Origin of the sequence: Aeromonas sp. 603404 (genome assembly GCF_049171775.1) — a bacterium.
Taxonomy (GTDB): Bacteria; Pseudomonadota; Gammaproteobacteria; order Enterobacterales; family Aeromonadaceae; genus Aeromonas; species Aeromonas veronii_A.
Map to the genome: position 1 here is coordinate 1 of NZ_JAAKPE010000005.1, position 25,194 is coordinate 25,194.

Annotated in this window: 22 protein-coding genes and 2 tRNA genes; 11 read left to right on the forward strand and 13 right to left on the reverse strand. The window is 57.5% G+C overall.

The window, feature by feature from the left end:
• The coding region (locus G5306_RS08730; protein WP_421312747.1) for a type I secretion C-terminal target domain-containing protein at nucleotides 1-5,658 on the forward strand (5,658 nt) is incomplete at its 5' end.
• Between the two features lie 70 nt (nucleotides 5,659-5,728).
• On the opposite strand, the gene G5306_RS08735 is transcribed toward G5306_RS08730, so the two are convergent.
• A complete protein-coding gene (locus tag G5306_RS08735; protein WP_216952967.1) occupies nucleotides 5,729-6,223 on the reverse strand; it encodes a hypothetical protein in 495 nt (164 codons plus the stop codon).
• Between the two features lie 185 nt (nucleotides 6,224-6,408).
• On the opposite strand from G5306_RS08735, the gene G5306_RS08740 reads away from it, so the two are divergent.
• Entirely contained in the window at nucleotides 6,409-8,361 is a 1,953-nt protein-coding gene (locus G5306_RS08740) for an EAL and GGDEF domain-containing protein (protein ID WP_421255407.1), read from the forward strand.
• 56 nt (nucleotides 8,362-8,417) lie between these two features.
• On the opposite strand, the gene rraB is transcribed toward G5306_RS08740, so the two are convergent.
• Nucleotides 8,418-8,753, reverse strand: a complete 336-nt coding sequence (gene rraB / locus G5306_RS08745; protein WP_216954308.1) for a ribonuclease E inhibitor RraB — start codon at nucleotides 8,751-8,753, stop codon at nucleotides 8,418-8,420.
• Between the two features lie 265 nt (nucleotides 8,754-9,018).
• Between rraB and G5306_RS08750 the strand changes: the two genes are divergently transcribed.
• The 4 genes from G5306_RS08750 to G5306_RS08765 all read left to right on the forward strand — a co-directional run bounded on the left by G5306_RS08750 (nucleotide 9,019) and on the right by G5306_RS08765 (nucleotide 11,951).
• A tRNA-Phe gene (locus G5306_RS08750) sits at nucleotides 9,019-9,094 on the forward strand.
• A gap of 4 nt (nucleotides 9,095-9,098) precedes the next feature.
• A tRNA-Asn gene (locus G5306_RS08755) sits at nucleotides 9,099-9,174 on the forward strand.
• A gap of 426 nt (nucleotides 9,175-9,600) precedes the next feature.
• Entirely contained in the window at nucleotides 9,601-10,875 is a 1,275-nt protein-coding gene (locus G5306_RS08760; RefSeq protein ID WP_201989823.1) for an alpha/beta hydrolase, read from the forward strand.
• Nucleotides 10,876-11,225: 350 nt separating this feature from the next.
• A complete protein-coding gene (locus tag G5306_RS08765) occupies nucleotides 11,226-11,951 on the forward strand; it encodes a carbonic anhydrase (protein WP_201989967.1) in 726 nt (241 codons plus the stop codon).
• Between the two features lie 86 nt (nucleotides 11,952-12,037).
• Here G5306_RS08765 and G5306_RS08770 read toward each other — a convergent pair whose 3' ends face one another.
• Nucleotides 12,038-12,946 (reverse strand): pseudouridine-5'-phosphate glycosidase, encoded by a 909-nt coding sequence (locus tag G5306_RS08770; protein ID WP_247823348.1) that lies wholly within the window; start codon nucleotides 12,944-12,946, stop codon nucleotides 12,038-12,040.
• Entirely contained in the window at nucleotides 12,940-14,031 is a 1,092-nt protein-coding gene (locus G5306_RS08775; RefSeq protein WP_247823347.1) for a PfkB family carbohydrate kinase, read from the reverse strand. The genes G5306_RS08770 and G5306_RS08775 overlap by 7 nt, the downstream gene beginning before the upstream one ends.
• A gap of 204 nt (nucleotides 14,032-14,235) precedes the next feature.
• On the opposite strand from G5306_RS08775, the gene G5306_RS08780 reads away from it, so the two are divergent.
• Nucleotides 14,236-14,688, forward strand: a complete 453-nt coding sequence (locus G5306_RS08780; RefSeq protein ID WP_216954310.1) for an RNA methyltransferase — start codon at nucleotides 14,236-14,238, stop codon at nucleotides 14,686-14,688.
• Between the two features lie 18 nt (nucleotides 14,689-14,706).
• On the opposite strand, the gene G5306_RS08785 is transcribed toward G5306_RS08780, so the two are convergent.
• On the reverse strand, nucleotides 14,707-15,456 hold the full coding sequence (locus G5306_RS08785; protein WP_421312748.1) for a substrate-binding periplasmic protein: 750 nt from the start codon (nucleotides 15,454-15,456) through the stop codon (nucleotides 14,707-14,709).
• Nucleotides 15,457-15,649: 193 nt separating this feature from the next.
• Between G5306_RS08785 and G5306_RS08790 the strand changes: the two genes are divergently transcribed.
• Nucleotides 15,650-16,081 carry a universal stress protein gene (locus tag G5306_RS08790; protein ID WP_216952973.1) on the forward strand — a complete coding sequence of 144 codons (432 nt, stop codon included), beginning with the start codon at nucleotides 15,650-15,652 and terminating at the stop codon, nucleotides 16,079-16,081.
• A 76-nt stretch (nucleotides 16,082-16,157) separates the two neighbouring features.
• Here the strand turns inward: G5306_RS08790 and G5306_RS08795 are convergent, their stop codons facing one another.
• The 4 genes from G5306_RS08795 to crp form a co-directional block, all read right to left on the reverse strand.
• Nucleotides 16,158-16,787 (reverse strand): murein L,D-transpeptidase catalytic domain family protein, encoded by a 630-nt coding sequence (locus G5306_RS08795; RefSeq protein WP_216952974.1) that lies wholly within the window; start codon nucleotides 16,785-16,787, stop codon nucleotides 16,158-16,160.
• A gap of 176 nt (nucleotides 16,788-16,963) precedes the next feature.
• On the reverse strand, nucleotides 16,964-18,070 hold the full coding sequence (locus G5306_RS08800) for a porin (protein ID WP_227342031.1): 1,107 nt from the start codon (nucleotides 18,068-18,070) through the stop codon (nucleotides 16,964-16,966).
• 343 nt (nucleotides 18,071-18,413) lie between these two features.
• Entirely contained in the window at nucleotides 18,414-19,214 is an 801-nt protein-coding gene (locus G5306_RS08805) for a putative RNA methyltransferase (protein WP_247823346.1), read from the reverse strand.
• 125 nt (nucleotides 19,215-19,339) lie between these two features.
• Nucleotides 19,340-19,978, reverse strand: a complete 639-nt coding sequence (gene crp / locus G5306_RS08810) for a cAMP-activated global transcriptional regulator CRP (protein WP_005335304.1) — start codon at nucleotides 19,976-19,978, stop codon at nucleotides 19,340-19,342.
• A gap of 300 nt (nucleotides 19,979-20,278) precedes the next feature.
• Between crp and G5306_RS08815 the strand changes: the two genes are divergently transcribed.
• A complete protein-coding gene (locus G5306_RS08815) occupies nucleotides 20,279-20,683 on the forward strand; it encodes an OsmC family protein (RefSeq protein WP_005362569.1) in 405 nt (134 codons plus the stop codon).
• Between the two features lie 97 nt (nucleotides 20,684-20,780).
• The gene (locus tag G5306_RS08820) at nucleotides 20,781-21,077 is read left to right on the forward strand and encodes an MliC family protein (RefSeq protein WP_421312749.1); all 297 of its coding nucleotides are present in this window, start codon (nucleotides 20,781-20,783) and stop codon (nucleotides 21,075-21,077) included.
• Between the two features lie 148 nt (nucleotides 21,078-21,225).
• Here the strand turns inward: G5306_RS08820 and G5306_RS08825 are convergent, their stop codons facing one another.
• From G5306_RS08825 to G5306_RS08835, 3 genes are read right to left on the reverse strand one after another with little or no spacing between them, the layout of a single operon-like run.
• Nucleotides 21,226-21,759 (reverse strand): DUF4136 domain-containing protein, encoded by a 534-nt coding sequence (locus tag G5306_RS08825; protein ID WP_216952979.1) that lies wholly within the window; start codon nucleotides 21,757-21,759, stop codon nucleotides 21,226-21,228.
• Nucleotides 21,760-21,774: 15 nt separating this feature from the next.
• Nucleotides 21,775-22,644 carry a phosphoribulokinase gene (locus tag G5306_RS08830; protein WP_157162054.1) on the reverse strand — a complete coding sequence of 290 codons (870 nt, stop codon included), beginning with the start codon at nucleotides 22,642-22,644 and terminating at the stop codon, nucleotides 21,775-21,777.
• A 52-nt stretch (nucleotides 22,645-22,696) separates the two neighbouring features.
• Nucleotides 22,697-22,921: a YheU family protein gene (locus G5306_RS08835; protein WP_216952980.1), complete on the reverse strand. Its 225-nt coding sequence runs from the start codon at nucleotides 22,919-22,921 to the stop codon at nucleotides 22,697-22,699.
• A 145-nt stretch (nucleotides 22,922-23,066) separates the two neighbouring features.
• Here G5306_RS08835 and G5306_RS08840 point away from each other — a divergent pair, with 145 nt between their 5' ends.
• Nucleotides 23,067-24,170, forward strand: coding sequence for a GGDEF domain-containing protein (locus G5306_RS08840; RefSeq protein ID WP_337072492.1), 1,104 nt, complete (start codon nucleotides 23,067-23,069; stop codon nucleotides 24,168-24,170).
• Here the strand turns inward: G5306_RS08840 and G5306_RS08845 are convergent.
• A complete protein-coding gene (locus G5306_RS08845; protein ID WP_337072491.1) occupies nucleotides 24,149-25,135 on the reverse strand; it encodes a hydrolase in 987 nt (328 codons plus the stop codon). The genes G5306_RS08840 and G5306_RS08845 overlap by 22 nt on opposite strands.
• Nucleotides 25,136-25,194: the final 59 nt, after the last annotated feature.

A 25,194-nucleotide genomic window follows, 5' to 3' on the forward strand; every position in this document is an offset into this window, starting at 1 on the left:
CTGACCGTGACCGACGTGAACGGCAAGTCGGTGACCTTCGAGGCGACCGTGAGCGGCGGCAAGTTCAGCACCACCGTGGACCTGGGGGCCAGCGGCCTGGCGGATGGCAAGTTCACCGTCAAGGCGGACGTGACTGACCAGGCGGGCAACCCGGCGACCGACAGCGAGAACGCGATCCTGGACAGCGTAGCTTCCTCAGCACCGACCGTGACCATCGTTGATGACACCAATAATGACCAAATGCTGACCAAGGCCGAGATTGGCAATGATCAGATCCAGGTACGTGCCGGGATCAATCACGCAGACCTGGTTGCGGGCGGCAAGGTGACGCTGACTATCAACAATGGCGGGGTGAACAGCACTGTCCAATTGATGCTCAAGGCCGATGGCACCCTGCTGTCAAGCAATGGCAAGAGCTACGGCTATCAGAACGGCACCATCAGCTGGACGGAAACGACCCCGGCCAACGGCAAGTCGCTGACGGTGACGGCGACCCAGACCGACAAGGCGGGCAACGTCTCACAGCCGGGCAGCGACAACGCGCAGATCCTGAATGAAGCGCCGGAGACGGCGAACAAGCAGGCAAACGGCCAGGAAGATGCAGCCAGCATCGCCATTCCGACCCTCAGTGGCAGCGACATTGATGGCAACGTGGTGAGTTTCACCATCAAGAGCCTGCCTGCCAACGGCATCCTCTATCTGAACGGGGTTGCGGTGACAGTGGATCAGAGCATTGCGGTAGCGGACGCCGGCAACCTCACCTTCACACCGAATACGAACTGGAACGGCAACACCAGCTTCAACTATGCGGCGGTAGACAACGACGGCGCCGTGGATGCGAGTCCCGCAACCGTGACCATCAAGGTGGATGCGGTCAACGATCTGCCGACGCTGACCATCTCCAACGGGGTTGTCGTCTCTGAAGAGGGGTTGGCAAACGGCATTGCCGACACGGTCGGCAATCCGGATACCACCAATGCCATCAAGGCGTCCGGTACCCTCTCGGTGGGCGACATCGACAGCAGCACACTCAACATTTCCCTGAATGGACCGGCCGGGCTGACGTCCGGTGGGGCAAAGGTCCAGTGGAGCTGGGATGCGGGCAGCAAGACGCTGGTTGGCTACACAGGGGTGATTGGCGGCGCCGATTACAAGGCTGTGGTCGAGGTCAAGCTGACGGCACCCAATGCCAGTGGAAAGGGTGAGTGGACCTATGACGTAACCCTCAAAGGTCCCCTCGACCACGGGGATACGACCTCGGAAGACAAGTTGTCGTTCCAGCTGGATGTGGAGGTCTCCGATGGCAGCGGCGTCACCAAGGAAAAGCTGGATGTCAGCGTTGAGGACGACTCCCCCATTGCCGACAACAGCGATGCCGTTTCCGTGGTGAAGACCGATATTCCGAACGTGCTGACCGGGCTCTTTGACCTGACCAGGTACAGTGGCAACCAGAGCACTCTGAACATGGCGGGCTTTACTATCAGCGCCCTGGGCTTCAAGTCGGCAACAGACTCCTCACTGGTAACGGCGGTGGTCAACGGTTCCAGCTCGGGGCTGGGGGTGGCCAGCGGAGCTGCGCCTTACCACAACCTCGCCAACGAGATTGACTTCCGTCACTTTGCCGACGGATCGTCCGCCTCCGAGCAGCTGATCGTCAGGCTGGATGCAGGCAAGGTTGCCTACGGCGCCAACATCAAGTTCAGCAAGATGTTTGGCGGCGAGCTGGAGAGCGGGGTCGTGGAGTTCTATCGCGGTGGTGTACTGATCAGTACCCTGATATTCAACTCTAACGCATCGGGTGGGGAGTTCAACCAGAACTTCCAGGTGCAGCAGGGTGGCTTTGATACCATGGTGATCAAGGCGACCAACAACGGCAGCACCAATACCTCCGACAACAGCGACTTCACCGTACAGAGCATCGAGTTCCTCGGTTCCAACACGGCGCAGGCAATCGCCTATGGTTCTGGCACCGTGACCCCGCAGTGGGGGGCGGATGGCAAGGGCTCCATCGGGCTGGTAATGGACCCGGCAACCTTCGAAAATGGTCTGCGAACGGCTTCCGGTTCTGCCATCGCCATCACCGCCAGCGGCGCTAATACCCTGGTCGGGAAGGATGCGGACGGCAACCTCATCTTCAAGCTGGAGTTTACGCCGGCCACAGGCAAGTGGGAGTTCTTCCAGTATCAGCGCATGTCCAAACCTCTGGGTGATGGCGACATCGACTTCCAGGTCCGGGTGGTGGATGGTGACGGCGACGCCAGCATTGGCTCCTTTGCAACCAAGCCTCTCTTCACGCCGCTGGTTCAGGGAGTCTCCAGCGAGAGCGTAACCGAAGGGGGCAATCTGCTGCACAAAGTCACCCTGTCAGATGCGACCCAGGAAGCGACTGAATACGATTTCGCCATTCGTGGTTCGGGCAACAACCCCGCCTCCAACCAGGATTGGGGCAATGCCCAGTTCAGCAATGGTGTGACCTATAACAGCACTACCGGCAAGATCACGGTACCAGCCGGCGTGTCGGACTTCACTGTGACCATCCCGACGGTGAACGATCGCTTGGTCGAAACGAACGAGACCCTCTCGGTGACCATCGGTGGGCAGAGCGGGACCGGCACCATAGTGGACAACGATCGGGCGCCGGTGACCACGGGTGGCTACAGTGCCGGCAAGGAGGACGCGCCACTGGTGCTGAAGTGGGCCCAGTTTGGTGCCAGCGATGATCAGGCCGCTTCTGACCTGAGCGTGCAGATCAACACCCTGCCGCTGAGCGGCAAGCTGGAATACCTGAACGCTGCTGGCCAGTGGATTGCAGTGAAGGTGGGGGATCTTGTCTCCTACGCCGATATCGACAGCGGCCATCTGCGCTTTGTGCCTAGTCTCAATGAATCCAGCAGCAATGCCCTCAATGGTGGCGGTACGACGACGGGCAACCAGCAAGGGGACTACGCCACTCTGGGTTACCAGATCAGCGATGGTGCCAACCTGAGTAACTCAGGCAAGCTGGTGATCGATATCACGGCGGTCGCGGACAAGCCGGTGGTCGACATCAGCCTGACCGGCAACGGCGTCCCGCTTTATACCCAGTACCCGTCGTCCGGCATCTCCACCGGGGCGTTCCAGAGCAGCAACTTCAACAAGGGCAACTTTGGCATCACCAATAGTCTGACCGACAGCACCACCAGTCAGGATCAAGTGGTGGGCGGCAACGGCAATGACTATATCGTCAGCGTGAAGGGCGGCGGCGATTACTTCGTCGGCGGTGCTGGCAATGACGTGCTGGTCGGTGGCAACTCCACCTCAGGTGACACCCTCGACGGCGGTACCGGCAACGATATCCTGGTGGCCGGATTGGGTGGCGACACCCTGTTTGGCGGCGCCGGTACCGACCTGGCCGTACTGATGGGCTCGCGTGCCAACTATGTCATCGAGCGCAGAAGTGACGGCGGTTTCAACTTCCTGGTGAAGGAGAACGGCGTCACCATCAGCAAGTCGCTCTACGACATCGAGTTGGTGCAGTTTGATGACGGCATTTACCAGTTCAACCAGACCGACGGCACCCTGACGGCGGTAGAGCCGAGTGTGGTGGATTACCCGCTCGAGATCACTGCTTCCCTGACCGACCGTGATGGTAGCGAGCAGTTCGACAGCCTGGTGCTGACCGGCATGCCGACGGGGTCGACCCTCTATCAGGGCTCCACCGTGCTAGGTACCGTGGGGGCCGATGGCACGCTGACGCTGACCGGTCTGTGGAACCAGAGCGCGTTGGACGTCAAACTGACCGGTCTGACCCTGCGGGTGCCGGGCAGCAGTGCCGGCCAGTTCGACCTCAAGGTAGAAGCCATTGCCAAGGAAGTGGCGACCGATCAGACCAGCAGTGCATCGGATCAGGATTCGATCCGCATGAGCTACTTCCTTTCCACCGAAGGGGAGCCGGGCGATCAGAACCGCAGCTATGGCAACGAGCACAATATCGTGGTCGGGGATCTGGATGGCAGCGTGGTACTGCCGGGCCAGAACTACAACATCGCCTTTATGGTCGACAGCTCGGGCAGTATCGGCACCAGCGCCATGAACACCATCAAGAGCCAGTTGGCACAGATCTTCGCCAGCCTCAAAGCGAGCGCAGGTAGCGAAGGGGCTGGTACAGTCAACATCATGCTGGTTGACTTTGATGCTCTGTCGAATGCCAGTATTAGTGTGAACCTGAAAGACAGCAATGCCTTGAATCAGCTGCAGGCTGTAATCGATTCCATGAGTAGCGGAGGGGGGACCAACTATGAAGATGTGTTCAAGACGGTTGCTAACTGGTTCAGTAGTTCTACGGCTCAAAGTAACAGTAATGCCAAGAATCTGTCCTATTTCATTACCGATGGTCAGCCAACTTATTACCTCGGTAACGAAGGCTCCAACCCGAGGGTATTGAATTTCTCAGGTAGCAGCTATGACGTCTATCTCAACAGTCTGCTTGGTGGCACCTATATTCCGGGTCGGGTATATAGCTCCAATGGCTACACCATCATCGACAGCGCTGGCCGAGTGTATGCCGATGGTAGATACAGCAACCCGATCGGTTTTATGCGTCCGGATGGTAGGGGGGGATATACCTACTCAACACTGGATGGTGATGGCGGCACTACCTCCAGCTCAACTATCAATAACTCGGTAGCAGGTTTTGGGCTGCTTACTGGGATGGGGGTTACGGTAGAAGCGATCGGACTGGGGGCCAACATCTCCTACAACGATCTCAAGTCCTATGACTCTGACGGCGTCATCATGACCGGCGTCAACGCCAGCGATTTGGCCAACGCCATCTTGGGCACCTCGGTGAATAACCTGCCGGGCAGTGACCGGATCGACGGCGGTGCTGGCGACGACATCCTGTTCGGGGATGCCATCCACTTCGCCAGTATCAACGGTGAAGGCTACGCGGCCATCAAGCAGTATGTGGCCGGCAAGCTGGGCGCAGGCTCGGTGACCGATGCCCAGGTCCATGACTACATCACGGACCATGCCAGCGAGTTCGATCAGTCCTCCAGCAATGACAAGGCGGACGTGCTGATTGGCGGGGATGGCAACGACATCCTGTTCGGTCAGGGTGGCGATGACTTCCTGTTCGGTGGTGCCGGCAACGACATCCTGTTCGGTGGTGCCGGCAACGACACCCTGTATGGCGAGAGCGGCAACGATACCCTGTACGGTGGCAGCGGCAACGATACCCTGTTTGGTGGTATTGGCGACGTTAACCTGATCGGTGGTCTGGGCAATGACATCCTGGTTGGCGGGCTTGGCAATGACATTCTCAAGGGGGATAGCGGTGCCGATACCTTCACCTGGCTGCAGGGCGATACCGCCGCAGGCAGCGTTGCCAAGGATTACGTGGTCGACTTCTCCAAGGCGGAAGGTGACAAGCTGGATCTGAGCGACCTGTTGGATCACGACGGTTCTCGTAACCAGAACGATCTGAAGAGCCTGCTGTCGGTGTTCGAGGACAATGAAGGGGTACATCTACAGGTCAAGGAGAGCAGTACTGCGTCGGTGACTCAGGAAATAGTGCTGATGAACCATACTTTCGATAGTCTGACGGGGGGGGCAGGTACTACTGCCAACCAAGTGATCGATTACATGTTGACCAACAACATGCTCGATATCGACAAGTAAGCCCAACTCGGGACAGTAAAAAAGCGGCAGAGCAATCTGCCGCTTTTTTTATTTTGGCAGGGAGGCGAAATTAGTTGCCGAGTGTGGCAAACAGGCTCTGCTCAAGGGTGCCGCGGGAGACGCAGACCGGCTTGATGGACGGGGCTGATACGCGCTCGCCTGAGGATTCCACAAAGAACAGCTCGGTGTTGCCTTTGACGTTGACGGTGGCCACGCTGCTGTTGCCGCTCTGGGTGATGATCAGGTTGATCTGCAGGTCAGGGTTGCCCAGTGCTACTTTGGAACCCATGGTGCCGCAGTCCAGCCACTCAAGTCCGTCGGCCGACTGGTTGACATTGGCGGTCATCAGGCCGGCACCGCGCTGACTGTTTTCGATGGTGAGGCCGTGGTCGGTGAACCACTTTTCGGCGCGAGCCCACACCAGATCCACCGGGATCGCCATCTCCTGGGTATTGTTGGTCGCCTTGGCGACCGGCGGGTTGTAGCGATACTCCTCACCACCGTTATTGTCGCCAGCACAACCTGCCAGCAGCAGCGCCAATGCGCACCCCATCATCTTTTTCATCTTGCTTCTCTCGTCCATTTATCAGGCCATTGGCCAACCGGTGCCTATTATCACCTGAGCGACAACCTCTGTCAGCATGCGTGCTGCATCGGTGTAAACGGAGGGGTTACCGGGGGTGCTTTACAAAATTGGTTTGCTATCATAGATTTGCTCGAAATTCCTCCATAAGCGCCCCTGTGACCAACATGCTTACCCCGGATCTGCTTCAGCAGATCATCGACCAGTTGCCAATGAGTATCTTCTGTCGTGATAGGCATGGTCGCTACCTGTTTGCCAATCGTGAATTTGCCATTGAGGCCAAGCTGGGTTCACCCGCCGAGGTGGTCGGCAAGAGTGATGCAGAGATGCCATGGGGCGATGTATTTCGTACCGAGGACGCGCAGTTGCTGACGGGGGGCGTTCCCTTGCTTCATCAACAGTTGCACTGTAATCGGGGTGGTGAGACCTGCTGGATGGAGGTGCACAAGATCCCGCTTTACACGGCTCAGGGTGAGCCATATGCCGTATTCGGAATGGTCAACGAGATTGCCCAGCGCAAGCACCTGGAACAGACGGTCAAAAAACAGCAGGTGTTGCAGCGTTTTCTGCTCGATGCCATCCCTGACCTGATCCGTTTCGATGATCACAACGGTGTGTTGCTGGAGTGCAACCAGGCGTTTCTCGACTTTATTGGTCAGGGGGCGAATGAGGTGCTGGGTCAGCAGCTGCCGTTCCGGCTGGCGGCACCCCAAGGGATGGGCCACGGCGAATGTTGTCTGCTGGATGCCAGAGGGCAGGGACGGCACATGGAGATCACCCGGGTCGATGTCCCCGATGGGGATGGTCACTCCCTCGGGATCCTGACGCTGGGGCGCGATATCACTGGCTTGCGCACCACTCAGGCACAGTTGCAGCAGGAGCAGCACTACGACAGCCTCACCGGGCTGCTCAAACTCTCCCGTTTCTTGCAGACCAGCCGCCATTTGGGGGGCCGCAGCGCCACACTGGTGCTGGTCGATCTGCACCACTTTCGTGAGGTTAACGATCGCTTCGGGATCCGGATTGCTGATCGCCTGCTGAGCCAGGTGGCCAAGCGACTACAGCAATTGGTTCCGCCGCGAACCTTGCTCTGCCGGGTGGCTGCCGATGACTTCTGTCTGTTACTCCCCGATTTCAACGAGCCGTTGCAGGAGTGGAACCAGCATCTGCAGCAGCAGTTGATGGAGTACTATCAGGTGGAAGAGCATCGTATCCAGATCCCGGTGTTTCTGGGGCTGGCTCAGGGGCGGGCAAGCGATGCCGAGCGGTTGCTCAGCCATGCTGAAGCGGCGCTGGCGCAGGGCAAGCGGCAGCAGCAGTACTGCACTCTGTTTGATCCGGCGCTGCACGCCCGGCTCAAGCGGCGTCAACTGATCGCCGCCCAGTTACCGCTCGCCATCAAGTCATCCCAGCTGGTTGCCGTCTACCAACCCATTATCAGCAGCACAACCCATCAGCTTTGTGGTGCAGAATTGCTTTGCCGCTGGCCGCATCCTGAACTTGGCATGATCTCGCCGGAAGAATTTATTCCACTGGCCGAAGAGATGGGGATCATCGGCCAACTTGGTCAACTGATGCTGGAGTTGGGGTGTGCTCAGTTGGCCCAGTGGCAAACCGATCAGCCGGATATGGTACTCTCCATCAACCTTTCGCCGTTGCAGTTTCGTGATCCGGCGCTCTGCAAGCAGGTGCAGGGCTGCATTGCCCGTCATGGTCTGAATGCAGGCCAGCTGGAGCTGGAGATCACTGAAGGAGTCTTGATGGAGAATGCCGATGAGATCGAGACCAACCTGGATAACCTGATCGCCGCCGGTTTTCAACTGGCCATCGATGATTTCGGTACCGGGTATTGCTCGCTGGCCTATCTGCCAAGGCTCAAGGTCGCCACGCTCAAGCTGGATCGCAGCTTCACCCAGGGGTTGGTCAGCAACAGTGCCACCACCGCCATCGTGAGATCGGTCATCGGACTTGGCCATGAGCTGGGGATCTGCATTACTGCAGAAGGGGTGGAAACCGTCGAGCAACAGTTGTGGCTGACCCAGGCGGGGTGTGATCGGCTACAGGGTTATCTGTTCAGCCCCCCGTTGCCGCCCGAGCAGTTTGCCGCCAGTTATTTGTGACAGTCTGCAATAACAGAGAGGCCACCCGCAGGTGGCCTCTCTGTTTGTGGCAGGGATCAATCCTGAAAGTAGGTGCCCCAGCCATCGTAGTCCACCCCGTATTTTTCCAGGATGGGCAGCATCTTTTCGATATCGGCAACGATGGCTTCGACATCCAGCTTGCACTCGATGGTGGCATCGAAGCAGAAGATGGTTGCGCCGTCATCCAGTTCCATCTCTTCGGCATCGGTCACTTCAAAACCGGCCTTGAACAGGTCAACCGCTGCTTTTTCCAGACGGTCGAAATCCTGGCAGGCGAAGTGGTGCTCGATGTCGTAATCCGCATCGGGATTGCTGCCATCGGCCAGCAGTTCGTTGACGATCTCGGTGGTCTCTTCACGCCACTCTTGCATATTCAGACTCATGTTGCCTCCAGGCGGTATCATTGCGGCAAAGCATACTCGCAGAGTGGATTCGGCTCAATGTGGCAAAGCTATAGAGGCCGTGATTTCCCGCGGTTTGGTGATCATTCATATATGAGACGGGTCACGGTTAGGCAGATTTCTGCTCCGAAACGGCTAATAACCGTTCATTGCGTTCAGTTGTTGAGCGAACGTGCTTTTTATCGTGCCATCATGGTTGACACTCTGCGCTGGAAAGGGTTTAATGCGCGCCGTTGCCCAGATAGCTCAGTCGGTAGAGCAGGGGATTGAAAATCCCCGTGTCGGCGGTTCGATTCCGTCTCTGGGCACCACAATTCCTCCTTAGTTCAGTCGGTAGAACGGCGGACTGTTAATCCGTATGTCACTGGTTCAAGTCCAGTAGGAGGAGCCAAATTCGAAAAGCCCGCTCAATTGAGCGGGCTTTTTCATTTCTAGTTGCTGTTGCATGCTGCCAAAAAGAGCGTCGCGCTACAGGTGGCACTGAACAGCAGTATTCCGGTCTGCAGCATGCTGCCAGGGCATGGCTTCTTCTCTCTTTTTCTGGCCCTGATCCACTTCGGTTTCATCACATTCCCTTATCTATTTTGTCGGCCTGAATGGCTGCACTCCTGTGCAGGCGAGCCATCTTTGTTGAATGGCGCCATGGCGTCAATCTCCCCCGCAAAACAATTAATTCAGCACCGTTGAAGAGCTGCTTGTCTGGTGATGTTTCGACCTTTAAGCCATTGTTAACATTTTGGAAAACCGGAGTGACCCTGTGGCTGGGCGAGGATATGATGGGGTCAATGATGTTCCCATCCTGACGGAGAGATCCCAGATGAACAGCCCCTTGAGCTATGTACTGGACGGCATTCATTGCGAGCCGCACTTTTTTACCGTTCCCCTCGATCATGATGAGCCGGATGGTGACAGCATTACCCTGTTTGCCCGCACCCTCTGCTGCAAAGACAAACTCGATGACAAGCTCCCTTGGCTGCTGTTTCTGCAAGGGGGGCCGGGATTCGGGGCGCCGCGCCCGACGGCTAACAGTGGTTGGCTCAAGCGGGCGTTGCAGGAGTTCAGAGTGCTGCTGCTGGATCAGCGTGGCACCGGGATGTCGAGCCCCATCCATGGGCATATTCTGGCCAAAATGACACCGACCGAGCAGGCGGAGTATCTCAGCCATTTTCGCGCCGACAGCATAGTGCAAGATGCTGAGTTCATCCGGCAGGAGCTCAGCCCCAAGCATCGCTGGAGCCTGCTGGGGCAAAGTTTTGGCGGTTTTTGCTGCCTGACCTATCTCTCGCTCTTCCCCGATAGCCTGCGGGAGGTCTATATCACCGGCGGTATCGCGCCGATCAGCCGCAGTGCCGAGGAGGTTTACCGTGCCACCTACCAGAGGGTGGCTGACAAGAACCGTGCCTTCTTCGCCCGCTTCCCCCACGCTCAGGGGATTTCCAACCGGCTGGCCAACCATCTGCACCATCACGATGTGCGGCTGCCCAACGGCCAGCGCCTGACGGTGGAGCAGTTCCAGCAGCAAGGGCTGGATCTCGGCGCTACGGGTGCTTTCGAGGAGCTTTATTACCTGCTGGAGGAGGCCTTTATCGGTGACAAGCTGAGCCCGGCCTTTCTCTATCAGGTGCAGAGCATGCAGCCATTCAATACCAACCCGCTGTTTGCCATTCTGCACGAGGCTATCTACGCCGAAGGGGAGGCGACTCGCTGGGCGGCGGATCGGGTCAGAGGGGAGTTTCCTGCGGTGAACTGGGCGCCCGGCAAGGATTTCGCCTTCACCGGCGAGATGGTTTACCCCTGGATGTTCGAGCAGTTTCGCGAGTTGCTGCCCCTGAAAGAGGCGGCTCATCTGCTGGCCAACAAGGCGGACTGGGGGGCGCTCTATGACCCGGCACAATTGGCCCGCAACAAGGTGCCGGTAGCCTGCGCCGTCTATGCCGAGGATATGTATGTGGAGTTTGACTACAGCCGCGAGACCCTGCGTGGCCTGGGCAACAGTCGTGCCTGGATCACCAATGAATATGAGCACAACGGTTTGCGTGCCGATGGTGAAGCGATTCTTGATCGTCTGATCGCGTTGAATCGCGACCGTTAATTGCCGTTATCGGCAACCATCGCGGGAGCCCGGACTCCCGCGATGGTTGTGATGGATGGTTGTTATGAAAGCGTGACTCCCTGAACCTTGCCCCGTATCCGCCAGACGATGAGTGGATAGCCGGCTGATTAATTTCCCCCTCTTTCACTGTCTCTGTCGATCCCTCACCATATACTTGCCAAACGACTCTGTATTGAGCCGCGGTCCAACCGATTGACCAACCCGTGCTCGTTACCATTAGAAAGTCGCTCTGATGTTCTGTATCCCGCGTATCAGATATACCATCTCTGCATGCCCCGCTATCCGGGGGAGGGGATGGTCGTGCTTTTCAATCAAGATAAGGATGTATGATGAGAAAGTCTCTGTTGGCCTGCTCTCTGTTGCTGTGCCCTGTCGTGTTTGCTGCCACCCCCCACTGGGAATATAGCGGCGAGGCGGGGCCTGCCCACTGGGCCAAGCTGACCCCGGAATTTGGTCTGTGTGCGGGCAGCAATCAGTCTCCGGTCGATCTGAGCGGGCTGGTCGAGGCCAAACTGGCCCCGCTGGTACTCCACTATCATGCGGGTGGCAACACAGTGGTCAACAACGGTCATACCGTGCAGGTCGGTTATGCCCCAGGCAGCACCTTGCAACTCGATGGCACCAGGTTTGAGCTCAAGCAGTTCCACTTCCACGCCCCGAGTGAAAACCTCATTGAGGGCAAATCCTATCCGCTGGAAGGGCATCTGGTGCATGTCAGTGACAAGGGAGAGATCGCCGTGGTGGCGGTGATGTTCGAGGCTGGCAAGGCCAATCCTGCGCTGGCGGCTGCCTGGGGTGAACTACCGGCCAAAGTGGGGGAGATCCAGGCCCTCAAGGCGCCACTCTCTGCTGAGCAACTGCTGCCCGAGAATCGTGACTACTATCGCTTCAGCGGTTCCCTTACTACGCCTCCCTGCTCGGAAGGAGTGCGCTGGCTGGTGATGAAGCAGCCGGTTGAGGTCAGTCAGGCCCAGATCGACGCCTTCAAGGCGGTGATGCACCACCCCAACAACCGGCCGGTGCAGCCACTCAATGGGCGCGTGGTACTACAATAACGCAGCGTTGCAATAGCACAGTAGATAGCAAAAACAACAAGAGGGCCGCGAGGCCCTCTTTTACATGGCGAGGTATCGGCGTGCGATCACAGGCTGGCAGCGATCCGGGCACCGAGGGCCGCGTTGTTCAGTACCAGCTGGATGTTGGCCGCCAGCGAGTTGCCGCCAGTCAGCTCGCAGACGCGGGCCAGCAGGAAGGGGGTAGACGCTTTGCCCTTGATCCCCTGCTCATCGGCTTCACGCAGCGCTTGGGCAATGGCTGCGTCGATATCGGCTTTTGGCATGGCGTGTGCGCTCGGGATGGGGTTGGCAACCACGGCGCCGCCCGCCAGTCCCAGCTCCCACTTGAGGCGCAGCGCCTCTGCGATGGCTGCCGGGGTATCGAGGCGATAATCGACCTTGAAGCCGCTCTCGCGGGTGTAGAAGGCGGGCAGCTCTTCGGTTTGATAGCCGATCACCGGCACGCCCTGGGTCTCCAGATACTCCAGCGTCAGCCCGATATCGAGGATCGACTTGGCTCCGGCGCAGACTACGGCCACTGGCGTTTGTGCCAGCTCCTGCAGATCGGCCGAGATATCGAAGGTCTCTTGCGCACCGCGATGTACCCCGCCGATACCGCCGGTGGCAAAGACCCGGATCCCCGCCATGGCGGCGATGATCATGGTGGAGGCGACCGTGGTGGCCCCCATCCCCTTGCGCGCCAGCACGAACGGAATGTCGCGGCGGCTGCACTTGGTCACGTCGTGGCCAGCCCGGCCCAGCGCTTCCAGCGCCCCCGAATCGAGACCCACTTTGAGGCGGCCGTCGAGGATGGCGATGGTCGCCGGAATGGCGCCGTTATCGCGCACCACCTGCTCCACCTGACGGGCCGTCTCCACGTTTTGCGGATAGGGCATGCCGTGGGAGATGATGGTGGATTCGAGGGCAACGACCGGTTTGCCAGCGGCCAGTGCGGCAGCCACTTCCGGTTGGATATCGAGGTAAGCGTTCAGCATGAGTACTCCTCCAGTATGCGGTCAACGGCGGTCTTGCTCAGACCGGAAAAAACGGTATCGGAACAATTGACGGTGAGGGCGGCGCAGCCCAGGGCAAAGCGGGTGGTCTGGGCAATGTCGAGCTCTTGCAGCCAGGCGTGGGCGAGGCCAGCCATAAAGGCATCCCCGCCGCCGGTGACGTTGAGTACCGGACTGCCCAGCACCGGCAGGTGGCCCTGCTGCTCGCCATCGCTGTAGAAGATCCCCTGTTCACCCAGACTGAGGAACAGTCGCTTGACCCCGGCGCGGTGGAACCAGGCGGCCACCATGGGCCAGGTTTCGGGCCCGGCGATGGTCATGCCGCACAGCTGTTCGGCCTCACTGCGATTGGGTTTGAGGGTGTGGATTTTGCCGAGCCAGGGGCGGATCTTCTCCACTTTGGCCACCGAAACGGTATCGACAAAGATGGCGTGATCCCCCTGCCGTTCGAACAGCCAGTCGAGGGTATGGATGGCCAGATTGGTGTCGAGCACCCAAAGCCGGGCACCGCCGAGAAAGCCTGCGAGGGGTGTCAGGCGGGCAGGCGTGAGCTGCTCGATAATGGCCATGTCATTGATGGCACAGCTCATTTCGCCGCTGCCATCATGCAGGCTGAGATAACAGGAGGTGGTGTGGCCATCGAGCACTAGGGTCTGGCGCACATCGACGCCGGCCCGCTGGCTTACCTCCAGCAGATGATGACCATACTGGTCGTTGCCGACCGCTGTAAGCAGCCGGGTGTCGCTGCCGAGCCGCGCCAGATTCTCGGCGATATTGCGGCCAACACCACCTGCCGAGGTGCGCACCTTGCCCGGGTTGGAGTCGCCGAGCAGCAGGTTGTCATGGCTGGTGCCACAAATATCCATATTGGCACCGCCGATCACCACTACGTAGGGGCCTTCTCGCAGTACATAACCTCTGCCTTGCACATATCCCTGCCGGATCAGGCTGGAGATGTGGCTGGCCAGCGCGGAGCGGCTGATGCCGAGGCGATCGGCCAGATCCTGCTGGGCAATCATGGGATCCTGACGCAGCAGGGCTAGGATCTCTTGTTCACGCTCAGTCATAGACAAACATCCATTTACAAACGTTTGTCCATTATTGCTGGGAAACGTTTGCTGGCTATCGGCTTGTACAAAATTTGTCGGCTTGCGCACAAAAAACCGACATTCAAAGCTGGGTTGGCAAGCGGTTTAGCTGGGGAGGGGACTTTTAACGGGTCGGTGGCCCTGCAACGGCTTATAATGGCCGTCGCAAGATGAGGAGAGATGATGGAAAAGAGTGCATTCTGCTGCGTGGGGTTGGTCAATCCCAAGTCCCCGGAAAATGTCGGTTCCGTGATGCGGGCTGCGGGTTGTTACGGGGTGGACGAGGTCTACTACACCGGCAACCGCTTCGAGCTGGCGCGCCGCTTTGCCACTGATACCAAGCAGATGGTGGAGAAGATCCCGCTGCTCGGGGTGGATGATCTGATGGCGTTTATCCCGCAGGGATGCGTGCCCGTGGTGGTCGATCTGATCGACGGCGCTACACCGCTCCCCGACTATGTCCATCCGGAACGCGCTTTTTATATCTTCGGGCCGGAGGATGGTACGCTCGATCCTGCCCTCTATGGCGCGGTGAAAGATGTGGTTTATGTGCCGACCAGTGGCTGTATGAATCTGGCGGCCTCGGTCAATGTGATCCTCTACGACCGCTTGGCCAAGGGAATGAGGGGAGAGTAATTAGCGCAACGTTATCATTCAGTCTGCAGGACTGGCAGCCACTTTCTGTTCCAGTTCTTCGATAAAACCCTGATAGTAGTCATAGAGTTGATAGTGCTTATAGATCTCTGCCAGACCCCCGCTGCGGATCAACTCAACCATTCCCTTATCCCAGAGCTGTAACATCCGGTTGCCTTGCTGGGTATCGGCAAAAATGGGATAGGTCGGGATCCAGCGCAGGAAGACGCGATGCAGCTCGGGAGGGATAGCCTCATCCACATAGAGCACGCCGGCAGTGAGGTAAAAGCGATATCGCTCTTTACCAAGCAGTTGCAGGGCCAGCTCATCGCTGTCAATTTCATGCCACTGCATGGTGACCGCAATGTACTTGTCGAATGCCCAGCCCCGCCGCCATATCACGGTTTGCCCTTCCAGACTTTTCTCCCCTTGCCACTGGGGTTGCCATTTCTTGAGCATGAACACGGCCAGGTCATCCGCTGATGCCGGATAGCGAGATTGCTGGACGCCGGATACTTCATCGCGATATACCCCCATGGCGATATCTCCCCCTTTTTTTGCAATGACAGCGAGAGCGCGCTTATAGGGCACAATATGGGGGGTTACCTGATAGCCGTGAGGCTGGTAGATGGCTCGCACCAGATCTAGATAGAGGCCTTTGCCATCCTTTTGACAAAAACCGGGCCAATCATCGCAATAAACGTCAATAGACTCTGCCCGGCAATTCGCCGCAGTGAACAGACAACAGAGCAACAGACAGATGCGTAGCATGGTCAGAGCTGGCCTCGCTGGGGCAGAGGAAAAAACACTGATACCCTACTTTATACCATGGCATTGATGGCGACGGCGTACAGAAAAAATCCCTGATGTTCATTTTGCGACAGGGTCGAGAGTTATTTTCAATCTGATGGTTATGATGAACTCAAGATTCAATAGTACCCCAATCAGTAGAGGAGACTGCATTATGCCATCGATCAAAACTCTGCTTTGTCCTGTCGATTTTTCCCAAATGTCCCGGGCGGTACTCGACTATGCCGTATTCATGGCGCAGAGCCATGAGGCCCAGCTCAAGCTGATCCATGTCGTAGACCAACTGCACGGCTTTGACAGTTACAAAATTCTTCATATGACAGCCGTTGAGATCACTCACGAAATGGAGCGTCAGGCCAGAGCCCAACTCAAAGAGCTGATTGCCACCCTGCCTATTCCGGCAACGTTTGATATTCGCTTTGGCAGGGCAGCGGATGAAATCATTATCCAGGCCAAGGAAGACGAGGTTGAACTGATCGTTATGGGGAGTCACGGCCGCTCCGGCATCAGCCATCTGCTGGTAGGCAGCGTTGCCGAATCCGTGGTGCGTCATGCTCCGTGCCCGGTCCTGGTGGTGCGCCAATAACTCGTCCCGTTTAGTGTGAGAGCGTGACAAACAAGGCCAGCGATTGCTGGCCTTGTGTTTTATGGTGTTGTGCCCGTTAGCCGTGGGCGTAGATGACACTGCCCCCTTTTATGGTATCTATGATGGCCCTGGCTTGTTCCTTTGGCAGGGCGGGACAGCCCCAGCTGCGGCCCAGTTTGTCATATTTGCGCAGATGGTTTGGGCTGGCATAGGCGGCGCCATGCACCACGATGGCACGTTTGCGGGCATTGCAGTTTTTGCCGGGGCTGAGCCCATCCAGCCGCAGGGAGTAGCCATGCTTGCCCAAGTAGGTTTCTGCGGTACGATAGACGCCGAGGGAGCTTTGTCGGGAGTTGAGCTGGTTGGAAAAGCGCTCTGCGGCTAGTTCACCTGAGTTGCGGCCATGGCTTACCCAGGTGTGATAAAGCAGTTTGTGACGTTTCATGTCGATGACGAACAGCCTGCGCTGAGTCGAAGGCTTGCTGTAATCAATGATGGTCAGGATGGATTTTTGCTTGCTGCGTACGCTTTGATAGCTGACAAGGGCTTTTTGAAAGGTTTGTCTGTCGAGTTTGCCGGCCAGCCCAAGCTGCTGATAGAGGTTGCGCTCACTACTGGCGGCGCTATTCCCGCTCCAGCCGATGCTCACCAGCAACAGTAACACTGGCCACAGTGGCCCCCACCGTTTTCCGAGTAACTCTGTCATCCCTGCACCCCTCTTTGCGCATCCTTGCTTGTCCAACGGGCTGAAATTACAGCTATCCGCTCGATAGTTATATGCAAGGTGCTGAAAACGCGCAATAAAAAACCGGCCGCAGAGCGGCCGGAAGAAATTCAAACAGTAGACATTGGTTTCACAGGGTATAACCGACAGTCAACCTTTTAGAAGTTGTACTGCAGGGCGACAGCAACAACGTCGTCGGTGTTCTTGCCCAGAGAGTTGGTGGACTTGCCATCAACAGAGTCAAGCAGGTTCAGCTTGTAGTCAACGTAGGCGTTGAAGTTCTCGGTAAAGTTGTACCAGGCACCGATGGATACGTACTCGGTGTAGGTGTCGTCAATGCCGTGGGCAGTATCTTTGACGTCAGTGCGCAGGTAAGCCAGAGAAGGCTTGAACTTGCCGATGGTGTACTGGGCAACGGCTTCGTAACCATCCATCTTCTCGGCGTAGCCGTTGTTGACGAACAGGTGGTTCTCACCGTGGGAATAGGTTGCCGCCAGATAGAGGTCGCCTGCAGCATATTTGGCACCGAAGCCCATCAGCTTGGCATCTTTCTCGCCGCCAAAGGCTGCGTAGCGGGCCTGTTCGGCAGTTTTGCCAGCCTGGTTGTATGCAGCGCCCAGGCTCAGACCCATATCGAAGTCATAGTTGGCAGAGAAGGCAAAGCCCTCTTTGGAACCAGTGCTGTTCCAGCTCTCACCGTTGTAGAGGTTACCGTTGAAGGACTCGGCAATGGCGCTGCGGCCAGCATTTTGCGGGGTATTGTTACCAGTGAACTGGGCACCCAGAGTCAGACCTTCGTAGTTGAAGATGTACTGAGCCAGACCGTTGGTACGGCCGGTACCGAATACTTCGGTATCTTTGCCCAGGCCATCACCACCCCATTCGGGCAGTACGTCGGTATAGTTGTTTACGGCCTTGGTGAACAGACCATCCTGACGGCCATAACTGAAGGCACCGAAGCGATCGTGCTGGATGCCGGCATAGGCGTAACGCAGTTCATCGTTGTCAGAACCGGAGGTCGGCAGGTTGTATTCGGCAAAGCCGAATGCCTTCATCTCGGGAGCGATCTTGGTCTCGCCAGCAACGTGCAGACGGAAGTAGCTCTGATCTCCTTCGGCGCTGTTGTTGTCAGTGCCGTAGTAGGCACCCTGGGCACGGCCACCGATATCCAGCTTGGTGTCGTTCTGGTTGTAAACGGTAGCAGCGTGGGCGCCACTGGCCAGCAGCAAGCTGGAGATGGCCATAGTCAGTGCAGACTTTTTCATATCCTTATTTCCTCTGATGTAAACACTTCCGAACCTGTGGTCGGTTCTATGGAAATCGGAAAGGGTCCGATAGCCACACGGTAGGCGCTTGAACCTTGACTGGGCCTGAATCTGTCGTCGTTTAATTTGGTGCTGAAGGGCGCTGTTGATACTGGATATGACGTTTTTTGACAGGTTAAAAAGAGATTAAATTCAATGAATTATTCTCTATTGGCTGTTTTGACATTAAAGCTGGCCTGACCAATAAGGTCGATGACTCAAGTTGTGAGGCGAATCACGAAGGGGGAGAAGAGTGGCGGGAGGAAAATGGGACAGGAGCACTTGCCGTGCTCCTGTCAGGCGGTCAGCTTGCTTTTTGCCACAGTGTCATCAGCAAATCCTGTTCCAGCTGTGCCGGACCTTGCTGGATAAAGGCATGGCGCTGTTCGCCGTTGGCGCGCCAGCCGAGACGGCTTGTCTCCAGAATAAAGGCGCGCATGGTCTGATCCATAGAGATAGGGAACTGGCAGCGCTCCTGGCTTACCAGTCGGAGACCGGCAAGCGAGGGCCAGCTTAAAGGGTGTTCCATACTCACCGGATTGAGGCTGACCCGCAGTTGCCACTGATGACGGGGGCCCGGCTGCAGATAGAGCAGATAGCCACCGGGGGCCAGCCAGCTGACCAGCTGCTCGGTCTTGACCTTGAGATCGTTGACCAGCAGCACCTGAGCAGAGCCCGGTTGCAGCGGTGCACGGGCGGGATCGGCAATGACAAACTGGCCGTCCGGCTGCGCTTTTTTGGCGGCAAAGATGGTGTTCTTGGCGATATCAACCCCAGCAAACTGCCAGCCGGGCAGGCGCTCTGCCAGCGCGCGGCAGTAGTAGCCTTCACCACATCCCAGATGAACCAGCTCTTGCGGGGCCAGCGGAGCGAGTAGAGCGGCCATGGCCTCAACCAGCGGCAGTTGGTGGCCGGCTTCCAGGAAATGGTGTTTGGCGCGCATCAGGGCGCGGCTGTCGCTGTCTTTGGGGTTTTTCTTGCCGGGGATGAGATCCAGATAACCTTCCGGTGCCGGATCGAAGTGATGCTTGTTGTCGCAATAGCGCCCCTGGGAGGCTTCATGAAGATGGAGCGGACTGCGGCAGCGGGGACATTGAAGATGCATAGTAACTCTCTGGGCGAATGCCGGAACAGTGAAGGGCGTTCGGGATTATAGGGGAGAGGATCAAAAAAGGCTGCCGTAGCAGCCTTTTTTATCCCAAGGCCTCAGTCAGGCCTGCGGATGGGTTATCAGCGAGTGCCAAATACCACAATGGTCTTGCCGTGAGCAGAGATGAGCTCCTGCTCTTCCAGCATCTTCAGGATGCGGCCCACGGTTTCACGAGAGCAGCCGACGATCTGGCCTATCTCCTGACGGGTGATCTTGATCTGCATGCCATCCGGGTGGGTCATGGCATCCGGCTGTTTGGCCAGGTTGAGCAGGGTCTGGGCGATCCGGCCGGTCACATCCAGGAAGGCGAGGTTACCCACTTTCTGGCTGGTGTGTTGCAGGCGCTTGGCCATCTGGCCAGAGAGACGCATCAGAATGTCCGGGTTGACCTGGATCAGCTGGCGGAACTTCTTGTAGGAGATCTCTGCCACTTCGCAAGAGCCTTTGGCGCGAACCCAAGCGGAGCGCTCGGGGTTCTCGTTCTCCTCGAACATCCCCATCTCGCCCAGGAAGTCACCCTGGTTCAGATAGGAGAGGATCATCTCTTTGCCCTCATCGTCCTTGATCAAGACGGCCACAGTGCCCTTGACGATGTAGTAGAGGGTCTCCGCTTTTTCACCCGCATGGATCAGGGTGCTCTTGGCGGGATACTTATGAATGTGGCAGTGCGACAAGAACCATTCCAGGGTGGGATCGCTTTGCGGTTTGCCAATGACCATGAGAATTCCTCTGTAGTGTCTTTTTATGGACTTGTGCGTCCGGGCAAGCTGCCAATCTTGCCATTCCTTGTATTGGTCGCAGTAGGATAAGAGCCTTTGCCTGTGCTGACAAGGCTTTGCGGGCTTTTGACAGAGCCCTTTGAGTAATGCCTGCTGCGCCGCTTCGGCCATTCTAGGGAAGATAGAGGTCGGAGATGTTGATTTTGATCTATTTCCATCCCAACTCCCCCTGTTCGGCAGAGATAAGCGACTGGGTTATGCTAGGGATCCATCATCATGATTAACAGGAGAGAGTGCGAGATGAAAGCCAAGGTCAGCTGGGTGGAAGGGATGAAGTTTGTGGGTGAGAGTGAATCCGGTCACAAGGTGATCCTGGATGGTGCCAACCCCGGTGAGGGGGCCAGCCCGATGGAGATGATCCTGCTGGCGGTCGGTGGCTGCAGCTCCATTGATGTGGTCTCCATCCTCGAAAAAGCGCGCCAGTCGGTGACCGCATGCCATGTCGATGTCAGTGGCGAACGGGTCGATAGCGTGCCCCGGGTTTTCGAGAAGATTAATCTGCACTTCGTGGTGACAGGCAAGGGATTGGCAGAGAAACAGGTGGCCAGAGCGGTCGATCTGTCGATGGAAAAATACTGTTCTGTTTCCCTGATGTTGGAAAAAGCGGTACAAATTACCCATAGTTATCAAATTGTTGAAGCTTGATAACTGACGATTGTTTCGTTGGTACCCTGGCATAAGGCCGTCACATGAGGCCTCTGCACAAGGCCATTACATAAGGCCATCACATAAGGAAAGTGCAATGAAAAAATTGATCGCTCTGCTTCCCCTGTTGGGTCTGGCGGCGTGCAGCAGCCCGCAACCTACCCAGTATCAATACAGCCAATACCAGTGTGGCGAAGAGATGCTGGCCGTTACCTATGATGCCCAGGCTGACATGGTGCAGTTCCCCTATTCTGGGGTTTACCACAAGCTGGCGCGTGTGGAGTCAGAGTCTGGCGCCAAATATTCTGACGGCCAGACCACCTTCTGGAATCAGGAGAAACAGGCGCTCCTCACCCAGAAAGGGGTCACGCTGCTGACCTGTACGCTCAAATAAGTGACCACAGATATCTGAAGGCGTGCAGCTTCGTGTCCCAGTCCGGCCAAGACCAGACTGGGACAAAACTGTGAGACCACAAAAAACGGCTTGCCTGGAGGCAAGCCGTTTTTCTATCCATCCCTTTTCAATAAGCCAGCATTAACTGTTAATTGGTCGGGACGCTATGAAGCAGTTCGGCAGCGAGCTGCTGGCTGAGCGCCTGACGTTGGCTGTCAGCAATGCTCACGTCGCTGGTCAGCTGGATGATGCTGCTCCAGACTGCTTTCTGGGTTTTGCGATCGAGCAGCACTATGGCCAGCGAGCCTTTGCGCTGGTTGGCCGAGGCATAGACCCCGGGCGTCATGCCGAGGCGGGCGAAAATCTCGCCATCGCTCATATCCTTGCCGCCCGCGACGCCTATGGCGACCCACAGATCCGCCTCGTCGAGCGGTGCGCTTTGCCATCCCTTGCCATTGAGCTCCCGGCTCACCGCCTGCTGCATCGGCTCCAGCCACCCTTCCGCCAGCTCACCGGCGAATTGATACTGCTCGGCCAGGGCGTAGCGCGGGGTTGCGCCATAGGTCCAGTTGCCAATCGGACGAACCAGCATGGTGCCGGACTCCAGCGTGGGGGCCGTCGGCCCGCTGCTGCAGCCGCCAAGCAGGGCGGCCAATACCACAGAGATAAACGCTAACCGCATTGTGAACTCCTTGGCTTAAGTGATCTTGCCGGTTTCAAGTAGTTGCTGGATGAGTGGCTTAAGGATCAACTCCATGGCAAACCCCATCTTGCCACCCGGCACGACGATGGTATTCATTCGTGACATGAATGAGCCGTCGATCATCGACAACAGATAGGGAAAATCGACCTGTTTTATGCCGCGAAACCGGATCACCAGCATACTCTCGTCCAGACTCGGGATCACCTTGGCACTGAAGGGATTGGAGGTGTCCACTGTCGGCACCCGTTGGAAGTTGATATGGGTGCGCGAGAACTGCGGGGTGATGAAGTTGATGTAATCATCCATGGAGCGGACTATGGAGTCGGTTACGGCCTCACGGGAGTGGCCGCGCTCCGAGGTATCGCGGATCAGCTTCTGGATCCACTCCAGGTTGACGATGGGCACCACGCCGATGAGAAAGTCCACGTGGCGGGCTACGTTGTGATCCTCAGTGACCACACCACCGTGCAGCCCTTCATAAAACAGCAGGTCAGTGTCGCTCGGCAGATGCTGCCAGGGGGTGAAGGTGCCGGGCATCTGGTTGAAGGGGACCGCCTCGTCAAAGCTGTGCAGATAGCGGCGATACTGGCCGGTGCCATCCTGGCCATAGCCCTGAAAAAAGCTCTCCAGCAAGCCGAAGTCATTGGCCTCGGGGCCAAAATAGCTGATGTGGCGTCCTTGTTCACGCGCCTTGCGGATTGCCACATCCATCTCGGGGCGGGTGTAGCGGTGAAAACTGTCACCTTCCACCACGGCTGCCTGATAACCCAATTGGTGGAACATGGATCGAAAGGCGATGGTGGAGGTAGAGGTACCGGCACCGGACGACCCGGTGACGGCGATAATGGGATGCTTGGCCGACATAGAATGCTCTCTTCCTTGGGAGTTTCGTTATACGGGCGTGAACCCGAGATGGTCAAGACGGCTCATTGAAACGATCGCGTGGCACAATATTGACCGATTCATGCAACTCGCTATAGACGATCACGGCGATGCCTTGCTGTAATTGAGTCCTTACCATAGCGACTTTGGCTTCAAGCGAAACATCATGCTCGCCATATTCGGTGCCTTCTTGCAGCACAAACTGTTCGATCAGGTTGGTCAGGGTATCGGCATCCAACGCTTGCCAGGGGATTATCATGAAGGGATCTCGATGCAAAAGGGTATAACCGTCAGCTATTGTTGTGCGCAATAAAATGAGTGCAACCTCTTTTTACGCGTTTCGTGGAGTGTGAGACATGTTGTCTGAAGAGCAACGCCGGGCCCCCTCAACGATATCGGCTCACATGGATCTTGCTTGTCGCCAGGCCATCAGTCGCGGCATGGTCTGGTTCTGGTTGCTGAACTGGCTGGTTGTGCTGTTTCTGGCGATACGCTACCAGGTCTACAGCCAGGCAGGCCTGGCCAGTGACGGTACTCTGCCATGGCGCTTTCAGAGTGAGCTGGGCTTTGTCATGGTCGTGCTGCTGCTGCTGCCGGTTGCAGCCCTGCTCTGCAATCATCTGCAGGATCGAGTCTGGCTATGGTGCGCATTGGTCGTAATGCTGGTCTGGGGGGGCGTCTGGACGCTGCATATCTTCACCATTGGTGAAGTTGAGCTGCGGGGAGGGGCAAGCTATGCCAACGGGATCATGCGCCTCAATTTACTGGCTGCGCTGATCGCGTTTTATCCCGACCGACGCGTGTTGTATGCCTATCTCAGTGTACCGTTGCTATTTGGCGTTGCGCGTTTGTGGTGGCTGGAGGTGGATTTTCCGCAGCTTTATCTGCTTGAGGTGGTATGTACCATAATGGCGCTGGAGGTTGGTCGCCGGATGCTGCATCGCTGGTTTGAATTGGCCGTGATGCGTGAGCATGACAATCTGGCCCTGTTGCGGCGCCTCGATGCACTGGCCAAGCAGGATCCACTGACTGGTCTTGCCAATCGGCGCCACTTCAGTCAGGAGCTCGAACGCTGCAAAGCCCATAGTCAGTCGAGCGGCGCCCCGCTTGCCCTTATCCTCATCGATGTGGACTACTTCAAACGCTTTAACGATCACTATGGCCATCAGGCGGGGGATGTCTGCCTGCGGGAGGTGGCGCAGTTGATGATGCGTTCGGTGCGCAGTGAGGCGGATCTGGCCGCCCGTTATGGCGGCGAGGAGTTTGTGTTGCTACTGCCCGATGCCGACAGGCAGAGCGCCGCTGCGGTAGCGCGGCGGCTGCAGGATGGGCTGGCCGAATTGCAGCTTGAGCATCTGGCATCCGATGTTGCCAGTCGGGTGACCATCAGTCAGGGGATCGCGACACTGGAAGGCGGGGAGAGTGGTGAGCAGCTACTGGCGCGGGCCGACCAGGCCCTCTACATGGCCAAGGCTGGGGGGCGCAATCAGTTCTGCACCGCTCCCTGAGTCTGTTCGGCAATCCAGTGACTGATCCGCTCATCCAGCCAGAACTTTGGCCGCCAGGGCGTGCCATGCAGAAAACCGACATGGCCGCCGCGCTTGCTCAGCTCATAGCGCACCGTGGGCGAGAGTTGATCCGGCCGGGGAATGACCGCGTGTGACATAAAGGGATCGTCGGCGGCGTGGATAACCAGGGTCGGGATCGGGATCTGGCGCAGCATGGGCAGGCCGGAGCAGCTCTGGTAGTAGTGGCTGGCGCTGTGAAAGCCGTGCAGCGGAGCGGTGACCAGTTCGTCAAAATCACGCAGGGTGGCAATCTGCTCCACTTGCCGGGGCTGCCAGCGTTCACTCGCTTTCTGCTGTTGGCTGATCTTGCTGAGCAAATTGCGGCGCATGGTACGCAGCAGATAGTTCTGATAGACCTTTGAGAAACCCTGATTGACCCGTTCGGCACAGCTGGCCAGTTGCAGCGGGGCCGAGACTACCACTGCCGCTTTCAATGCCGCAGGACAGGCCCGTGCCAGCAAGTTGACCAGCATATTGCCACCCAGTGAAAAGCCGATGGCGATCAGCGGTTTGCCCGGGAAGCGTTGGCTCAGCTCGGCAATCAGCTCCTGCGCATCACCGATGGCGCCGGAGTGATAGGCATGCAGGTGGCGATTGGGCTCGCCGCTGCAGCCACGAAAGTGCATCAGCACGGCCTCTCTGCCCTCTTGCTGCAGATGGGTGAATAATCCCTTGGCATAGTGGGAGTGAATGCTCCCCTCCAGCCCGTGAAAGACCACCACCAGTGGTCGCGAATCTGTCGTGATCTCGCCGCTCCAGGCGAGATCGACAAAATCCCCGTCAGTCAGTTCGAAGCGCTCGGCCACAAATCGGGCCGGAGTCCGGCGCAGCCATTTGGGCAATATGGTCTGCAGATGAGGATTGCGGGCCCACCAGGGGGCGTGGAAGTGGCTTTCGGTCAGCATGGCGTCGTCGGTCTGGGTCGAAGATAGAGGGGCGAGAGGTGTTCAGCTCCCGCCAGTCA

Excerpts from the sequence above, each read along its gene's own strand:
- G5306_RS08735 (WP_216952967.1), bottom strand. The coding sequence starts at position 6,223 with ATGAAAAAGATGATGGGGTGCGCATTGGCGCTGCTGCTGGCAGGTTGT.
- G5306_RS08740 (WP_421255407.1), top strand. The coding sequence starts at position 6,409 with ATGCTTACCCCGGATCTGCTTCAGCAGATCATCGACCAGTTGCCAATG.
- rraB (WP_216954308.1), bottom strand. The coding sequence starts at position 8,753 with ATGCAAGAGTGGCGTGAAGAGACCACCGAGATCGTCAACGAACTGCTG.
- G5306_RS08760 (WP_201989823.1), top strand. The coding sequence starts at position 9,601 with ATGAACAGCCCCTTGAGCTATGTACTGGACGGCATTCATTGCGAGCCG.
- G5306_RS08765 (WP_201989967.1), top strand. The coding sequence starts at position 11,226 with ATGAGAAAGTCTCTGTTGGCCTGCTCTCTGTTGCTGTGCCCTGTCGTG.
- G5306_RS08770 (WP_247823348.1), bottom strand. The coding sequence starts at position 12,946 with ATGCTGAACGCTTACCTCGATATCCAACCGGAAGTGGCTGCCGCACTG.
- G5306_RS08775 (WP_247823347.1), bottom strand. The coding sequence starts at position 14,031 with ATGACTGAGCGTGAACAAGAGATCCTAGCCCTGCTGCGTCAGGATCCC.
- G5306_RS08780 (WP_216954310.1), top strand. The coding sequence starts at position 14,236 with ATGGAAAAGAGTGCATTCTGCTGCGTGGGGTTGGTCAATCCCAAGTCC.
- G5306_RS08785 (WP_421312748.1), bottom strand. The coding sequence starts at position 15,456 with ATGCTACGCATCTGTCTGTTGCTCTGTTGTCTGTTCACTGCGGCGAAT.
- G5306_RS08790 (WP_216952973.1), top strand. The coding sequence starts at position 15,650 with ATGCCATCGATCAAAACTCTGCTTTGTCCTGTCGATTTTTCCCAAATG.
- G5306_RS08795 (WP_216952974.1), bottom strand. The coding sequence starts at position 16,787 with ATGACAGAGTTACTCGGAAAACGGTGGGGGCCACTGTGGCCAGTGTTA.
- G5306_RS08800 (WP_227342031.1), bottom strand. The coding sequence starts at position 18,070 with ATGAAAAAGTCTGCACTGACTATGGCCATCTCCAGCTTGCTGCTGGCC.
- G5306_RS08805 (WP_247823346.1), bottom strand. The coding sequence starts at position 19,214 with ATGCATCTTCAATGTCCCCGCTGCCGCAGTCCGCTCCATCTTCATGAA.
- crp (WP_005335304.1), bottom strand. The coding sequence starts at position 19,978 with ATGGTCATTGGCAAACCGCAAAGCGATCCCACCCTGGAATGGTTCTTG.
- G5306_RS08815 (WP_005362569.1), top strand. The coding sequence starts at position 20,279 with ATGAAAGCCAAGGTCAGCTGGGTGGAAGGGATGAAGTTTGTGGGTGAG.
- G5306_RS08820 (WP_421312749.1), top strand. The coding sequence starts at position 20,781 with ATGAAAAAATTGATCGCTCTGCTTCCCCTGTTGGGTCTGGCGGCGTGC.
- G5306_RS08825 (WP_216952979.1), bottom strand. The coding sequence starts at position 21,759 with ATGCGGTTAGCGTTTATCTCTGTGGTATTGGCCGCCCTGCTTGGCGGC.
- G5306_RS08830 (WP_157162054.1), bottom strand. The coding sequence starts at position 22,644 with ATGTCGGCCAAGCATCCCATTATCGCCGTCACCGGGTCGTCCGGTGCC.
- G5306_RS08835 (WP_216952980.1), bottom strand. The coding sequence starts at position 22,921 with ATGATAATCCCCTGGCAAGCGTTGGATGCCGATACCCTGACCAACCTG.
- G5306_RS08840 (WP_337072492.1), top strand. The coding sequence starts at position 23,067 with ATGGATCTTGCTTGTCGCCAGGCCATCAGTCGCGGCATGGTCTGGTTC.
- G5306_RS08845 (WP_337072491.1), bottom strand. The coding sequence starts at position 25,135 with ATGCTGACCGAAAGCCACTTCCACGCCCCCTGGTGGGCCCGCAATCCT.